Annotated in this window: 6 protein-coding genes; 3 read left to right on the forward strand and 3 right to left on the reverse strand. The window is 61.1% G+C overall.

Annotated elements, in window-relative coordinates:
- On the reverse strand, positions 1–1,061 hold a 1,061-nt coding region (locus JWQ61_RS00805), incomplete at its 3' end, for an ABC transporter transmembrane domain-containing protein (protein WP_304358836.1).
- 350 nt (positions 1,062–1,411) lie between these two features.
- On the opposite strand from JWQ61_RS00805, the gene egtD reads away from it, so the two are divergent.
- Together egtD and egtB are read left to right on the forward strand one after the other, a co-directional pair.
- Positions 1,412–2,374, forward strand: coding sequence for an L-histidine N(alpha)-methyltransferase (gene egtD, locus JWQ61_RS00810; protein WP_304358841.1), 963 nt, complete (start codon positions 1,412–1,414; stop codon positions 2,372–2,374).
- Between the two features lie 25 nt (positions 2,375–2,399).
- Positions 2,400–3,602 carry an ergothioneine biosynthesis protein EgtB gene (egtB, locus tag JWQ61_RS00815; RefSeq protein ID WP_304358837.1) on the forward strand — a complete coding sequence of 401 codons (1,203 nt, stop codon included), beginning with the start codon at positions 2,400–2,402 and terminating at the stop codon, positions 3,600–3,602.
- A 1-nt stretch (position 3,603) separates the two neighbouring features.
- On the opposite strand, the gene JWQ61_RS00820 is transcribed toward egtB, so the two are convergent.
- On the reverse strand, positions 3,604–4,527 hold the full coding sequence (locus tag JWQ61_RS00820; protein ID WP_304358838.1) for a LysR substrate-binding domain-containing protein: 924 nt from the start codon (positions 4,525–4,527) through the stop codon (positions 3,604–3,606).
- 187 nt (positions 4,528–4,714) lie between these two features.
- Between JWQ61_RS00820 and JWQ61_RS00825 the strand changes: the two genes are divergently transcribed.
- Positions 4,715–5,332 carry an FMN-dependent NADH-azoreductase gene (locus JWQ61_RS00825; protein WP_304358839.1) on the forward strand — a complete coding sequence of 206 codons (618 nt, stop codon included), beginning with the start codon at positions 4,715–4,717 and terminating at the stop codon, positions 5,330–5,332.
- Between the two features lie 203 nt (positions 5,333–5,535).
- Here the strand turns inward: JWQ61_RS00825 and JWQ61_RS00830 are convergent.
- On the reverse strand, positions 5,536–6,417 hold an 882-nt coding region (locus JWQ61_RS00830; RefSeq protein ID WP_304358840.1), incomplete at its 5' end, for an alpha-isopropylmalate synthase regulatory domain-containing protein.

Below are 6,417 nucleotides of genomic sequence, written 5' to 3' on the forward strand. Positions count from 1 at the left end.
AGCGCCGCGCCTTGCGCAGTGCGCGGCGGCAGCGTATCCGGCAGCAGCACCGATTGCACCGGCGACTGCGCCGCCAGCAGTTCCAGCAGCCGTTCGGTGGCGCCGGCGGCGCGCTGGGCGTCGCCCATGACTTCCGCCAGGGCGCCGATGGAGCCGGCCAGCAAGGCCGCGTACAAGATGAACTGGCCGAGTTCGCCGCCGCTCATGCGGCCCTGGACCACGGCGTGCGCACCCAGCCACAGCACAAACACAATGGCGCCGAACACCAGCAGGATCGCCATCATGGTCAGCACGGAGCGTGCGCGTATGCGCTGCATCGCGGTGCCGAATGCATTTTCAATCGAGACCCCGAAACGCTGCGCTTCGATGGTTTCATGGGTAAATGCCTGCACGGTCGGCATCGCGTTGAGGATCTCGCCGGCCATCGCCGAGGCGTCGGCGACACGGTCTTGCGAATCGCGCGACAGCTTGCGCACGCGGCGGCCGTACCAGACGATCGGCAGCACCACCAGCGCCAGCATCACCAGGATGATCGCGCTCAGCTTGACGCTGGTGATGAACAGCATGACCATGCCGCCGGCGAACAGCAAGGCGTTGCGCAAGGCCATGGAAATGCTGGTGCCGACCAGGGCCTGGATCAGGGTGGTGTCGGTGGTGATGCGCGACAGCACTTCGCCGGTCTTGGTGGTTTCGAAAAACTGCGGGCTCTGCGTGACGACATGCGAATAGACCGCGCTGCGCAGGTCCGCCGTGACGCGCTCGCCAAGCCAGGACACCATGTAGAAACGCGCCGCGGTTGCCACGCCCAGCACGCAGGCGACGCCGAACAGAGCCAGGAAATACATGTCAATATGGTTGGCTCCCTGGATGCCGCCGGCGCTGAAGCCAAGGTCGATCATCTGCCGGAACGCATAGGGGATCGCCAGCGTAGCCCCGGCCGCTACCAGCAGGGCCAGGCTGGCCATCACGAACTGCCGTTTATACGGGGCCAGGAAGGGAACCAGCCCGACGAGCGTGCCCAGACTGCTTTTTTGAGGTTCTTTGGAAGTTATGGTTGTCATGTCGGTTTCAGTGGGGCTGTGCAATTGCCTGCAAGCTTGATCCGGCAACGCTGATGCAAGGTGTGGCGGATGCAGCGAGTACGGCGGAAAAATGTGTTTGTGCTAATATTTTTTGCATTTGTATTGCAATCCGTTAAGAGACCGGCCGCGCATTGTATTCTCTTGAAAGGGAACTTCAACCGTCAATCGAATATCGATATACTTTGTACAGCATGCTTAGCTTGAAAGGGCAGCTTGCTAGTGTAGTGGATGTTGCGCGATAGCGCAGGCCCTCAATCGAGCGGACTTGAATCCCGGCAGTGAAATGTGTAATTTTATGATTGCCATCTCAGGAGAATCCCTTGGCTCAATTGTCGCAAGCAGCGCAAGTGGCGCAAACCAGCGTGGCGCAAGACGAAATCGAACAGCAGCTGGTAGCCGGCCTGCTGGCCGCGCACGCTCATACCTCTCCAAAATACCTCTACGATGTGCTTGGTTCGCGCCTGTTCGCGGCGATCTGCGAATTGCCTGAATATTATCCGACCCGCACCGAGGCGGCGATTTTCGCGCAATACGAACAGGAGATCGCCGCCGCGGTCGGACCTGCTTCGGTCTTCATCGACCTCGGGGCCGGCAATTGCAGCAAGGCGGCCCGCCTGTTCCCGAGCTTGCAGCCGCGGCAATACGTGGCGGTCGACATCTCGGTGCAGTTCGTGGCGGAAGCGGTGAGCGCGCTGCAGCAGCAGTTCCCGCAGATCAGGATGACTTGCCTGGGCATGGATTTTTCCGCCGAACTTGAACTGCCGGCGACGCTGGACATGCACCACCGCCAGTTCTTTTATCCGGGATCGTCGATAGGCAATTTTGCGCCGCTGGAGGCATTGATGTTCCTGCGACGGATTCGCAAAGGCATGGCCGGCAGCCACAGCGGTTTGCTGATCGGGGTCGACCTGATCAAGGACAAAGCGATCCTGGATGCCGCTTACGACGATTCGCTGGGCGTCACCGCGGCGTTCAACCTGAATCTGCTGCGTCATGTGAATCGTTTGCTGGATGCCGATTTCCGGCCCGCCGACTGGCGCCACCGCGCTTTCTACAATAGCGCGCAGTACCGTGTAGAAATGCATCTGGAAGCCAGGCGCGAGCTTACCGTCCATTGGCAGGACGGCGGCGAGCGGCGGTTTGCGCGCGGCGAGCGCATCCATACCGAAAGCAGCCATAAATATACCCGCAAGGGATTTATCGAAATGCTGCAGCTGGCCGGCTTCGGCGCCGTGCAGACCTGGTCCGATCCCGACGACTGGTTCATGGTCTGCCATGCCCAGGCCGCCTGAACAAAAATACCCAGACAGGAACCCGATGCACAAGCTGGCGAAAGCTTTTTCCACGATCCGCGACCAGACCAGCCGGCTGGTGCAGCCGCTGTCGGCAGAGGATTGCTGCGTGCAATCGATGCCCGACGCCAGTCCGGCGAAATGGCACCTGGCGCACACCACCTGGTTTTTTGAAACCTTCATCCTGGAACGGTTCGAGCCCAGTTTCCAGCCGTTTCATCCAGCCTTCCGGGTACTGTTCAATTCGTATTACGAAGGGGTAGGCGAGCAGCATCCGCGCGCACAGCGCGGCCTAATGACCCGGCCGGCCCTGGACGAAGTGCTGGCGTACCGGCAAAACGTCGATCAGCGTCTGCTGGCTTTGCTCGGGCAAACACTGGCGCCGGAGCAGGCGCAGCAGCTGTCGGTGCTGGTCGAGCTCGGATTGCAGCATGAGCAGCAGCACCAGGAATTGATGCTGACCGATATCAAGCATCTGCTGGCCATGAATCCTTTGCTGCCGCCTTACCTGGCGTCCAATGCGATGGCGGAAGCTAGCACCGGCGCCGCTGCATCGGCAGCCTTGTCATGGCAGCCGTACGAGGCCGGGATTGTCGAGGTCGGCCATGCCGGGCAGGGTTTTTTCTTCGATAACGAAACGCCGCGCCACCGCCAGTTTGTCGAACCGTTTTCGATGGCGTCGCGGCTGGTCAGCAACGGCGAGTACTTGGCGTTTGTGGAAGACGGCGGCTACCGCAATCCGCTGCTATGGCTGGCGGCCGGCTGGGAATGGGTGCAGCAGCAGAAACTGACGCGGCCGTTGTACTGGCAGAGCGCGCATGCGCAATTCGACTCCGCCTGGCGTGAATTCACCTTGCAAGGCCTGCAACCGCTGGCCCTGCATGAAGCGGCTACCCATCTTTCCTTTTTCGAAGCCGAGGCCTATGCGCGCTGGGCCGGCGCCCGTCTGCCTACCGAGGCGGAATGGGAGTACGCAGCGGCGAGCCAGTCCGCGGATTATTTTGGGGTGGCATGGCAATGGACTACCAGCAGCTATGCGCCGTATCCCGGCTACGTCGCCTTGCCAGGCGCGGTAGGCGAATACAACGGCAAGTTCATGGTGAACCAGTATGTGCTGCGCGGCTCGTCCTCCGCCACGCCGGCCGGCCATGCGCGCCTGAGCTACCGCAATTTTTTCCCCGCGACCGCGCGCTGGCAGTTCAGCGGGATCCGCTTGGCCCGTTCTTGAGTCAGCGTGGACAGTTGCCGGGAGCGACCCGCATCTTGCTGAGATGTTCGATCAGGAAATCGACAAACACGCGCACTGCCGGCAGCAGGCCTCTCTGGGTCGGATAGACCACTTGCAGGTGGCCGGCCGGCATGCTCCAGTCCGGCAGCACATGCACCAGGCTGCCCTGGTCCATCTCCTCCATGCAGTATTCGGTCGGCAGCATGGTCAGGCCGAGGCTGTGCAGCGCTGCCCGTTTGCGCAAGGAAAAATCTTCCACCGCCAGCCGCGGCTCCGCCACCAGTTCGAAACGTTCCTTGTCCGGCCCGTCGAGCATCAGGTGGACCCGGCGGTCGCGATCGACCGCGCCCAGGAACGGCAGTTTGGCCAGGTCGCGCGGATGCCGCGGGGCGGCGTAGCGCGACATCAGTTCCGGCGTCGCCACCAGCACGCCGGAAGCGGCGCGCAGCCTCCTGGTGGCCAGGTTCGGGTCTTCGTCTTCGGGAGCCCTTACCCGTACCGCCACATCCACCCCTTCTTCCAGCAGGTTGACGCGGCGGTTGGTAAACAGCAGGTCGATATTCACCTTCGGATAACGCTCCAGGAAGGCCGGCAACGCCGTCGCCACCTCCGACTGGGCAATCGCCACCACACAAGTCACCCTTACCGTGCCGCTCGGTTCCGCCAGCGAACTGGTCACCGCCAGCTCGGCCGCCTCGGCGGCGGCAATCACTACCTGGCAATGCTGGTAATAGCGGTTGCCGAGGTCGGTCAGGGCGATGCCACGCGTATTGCGCTGTAGCAAGCGCGCGCCAAGGCGGGTTTCCAGTTCCGCTATGCGCCGTGACAGGCGCGACTTGGGGACGCCCAGGCTGCGGCCGGCGGCCGTGAAACCACCTTCCTGCACCACATTGGCAAAAAAATACAGGTCGTTTAAGTCTTGCATGGCAGTCATCCATTGTTCTGTATGTAGAACAATATATCTTATTTTTGCTATCTAGTTCTATTTATGAGTCGAGGGTAGGATGTGCCCAATGGTTCAGAAACCAGGTTAATCAAACTCTGTTGGCATCGCGATATTACGGACGCTATAGATTTTGACCCACTCTTAATTTAATCGAACGGCTTATATCATGAAACTCTTACAAATCGACTCCAGCATCCTCGGCGACGCTTCGGCTTCGCGCCAACTGACCCGTGAAGTAGTGGCTACGCTGCAAGCCGCTGATCCGGACCTTGAACTGACTTACCGCGACCTCAGCAAAGACGTTACCGTCCACTTGAGCGGCGCTACCTTCGCCGCCAAAGGCACGCCTGCGGAAAAACGCAACCTGGCGCAAAAGCTGGAAGTGGAACTGAACGAAGCGATCCTGAACGAATTCCTGGCCGCCGACGTGATCGTGCTCGGCGCCCCAATGTACAACTTCACCGTGCCGACCCAGCTCAAGGCCTGGATCGACCAGATCTGTGTCGCCGGCGTGACTTTCAGCTACTCCGACAAAGGCCCTGAAGGCCTGGCCAAGGGCAAGCGCGTCGTGATCGTTTCGACCACCGGCGGCAAGCATGCCGGCGGCCCTACCGGCATCGCCCATGAAGACTATCTGAAAGTGCTGTTCGGTTTCCTCGGCATTACCGAGATCGAAGTGGTGCGCGCCGATGGCCTGAACTACGGCCCCGAAGCGAAAGAAGCCGGCTTTGCCGCCGCTCGCTCGCGTATCGGCAGCCTGACCAGCGCAGCTGCACTGGTCTGATCCGCCTCGCTGGAATAAAAAAACCGCTACCAGGTAGCGGTTTTTTTTCGTCTGCCGCTGGTGGCGGCAATCTGTGTCTTGCAGTGCGCAGGAGCCTGTCGATAAAGGCCCTGCAACGCTGAAGTGCGCTGAGGGTACGGTAATGCCCAGGCTGCACGGGGCCGGTTGCCGCGTGATCGCCACGGCAACCGGATAAACAAAAACTAGGCTGCCGCGGCGCTGCCGGCGATTTCCTGGTTGGCGGCATCGCCGGCAATTTCAATCTGCCGGTTGACTGCGCTCAGGATCGCCTTGAACGAGGCGGTCAGGGTATTGGCGTCGATGCCGACGCCGAAACCGGTAGGGGCGTCGTTCAGGCGCAGTTCGATGTAGCTGGCGGCTTGTGCATCGGCGCCGGCGCTGATTGCATGCTCATGGAAATCCATCAGCTTGATGTCCAGCCCCAGCGCATTGACGAAGGCGTCGATCGGGCCGTTGCCGTGGCCGCTCGACGTCTGCGCCTGGCCGTCGCGCATGATGTCGATTTTGATCCTGATCGGCTGCGCCTGGCTGGAGTCTTCGTTCATGCGGTGGCCGCGGTACACATATGGCGTTTGCTTGTCCAGGTACTCTTGCTTGAAGATGTTGTAGATGTCGCTGGCGGCGATTTCCTTGCCGGTGGCGTCGGCGGCTTTCTGGATCGCGCGGCTGAATTCGATCTGCAGGCGGCGCGGCATGGCCAGGCCGTATTCCTGTTCCAGCAGGTAAGCCATGCCGCCCTTGCCGGACTGGCTGTTGACGCGGATCACGGCATCGTAGCTGCGACCGAGATCGGCAGGATCGATAGGCAGGTAAGGAATTTCCCAGATGGCGTCGGCTTTTTGCGCGGCGAAGCCTTTCTTGATCGCGTCCTGGTGCGAACCGGAGAAGGCGGTGAACACGAGGTCGCCGACATACGGATGGCGCGGGTGGACCGGAATCTGGTTGCAGTCTTCGACGCACTGGCGCACTTCGTCGATATCGGAAAAATCGAGGCCCGGGTTGACGCCCTGGGTGTACAGGTTCAACGCCAGGGTCACCAGGTCGACGTTGCCGGTGCGTTCGCC

The organism is Collimonas fungivorans (assembly GCF_028292705.1).
Lineage (GTDB): Bacteria > Pseudomonadota > Gammaproteobacteria > Burkholderiales > Burkholderiaceae_D > Collimonas > Collimonas fungivorans_B.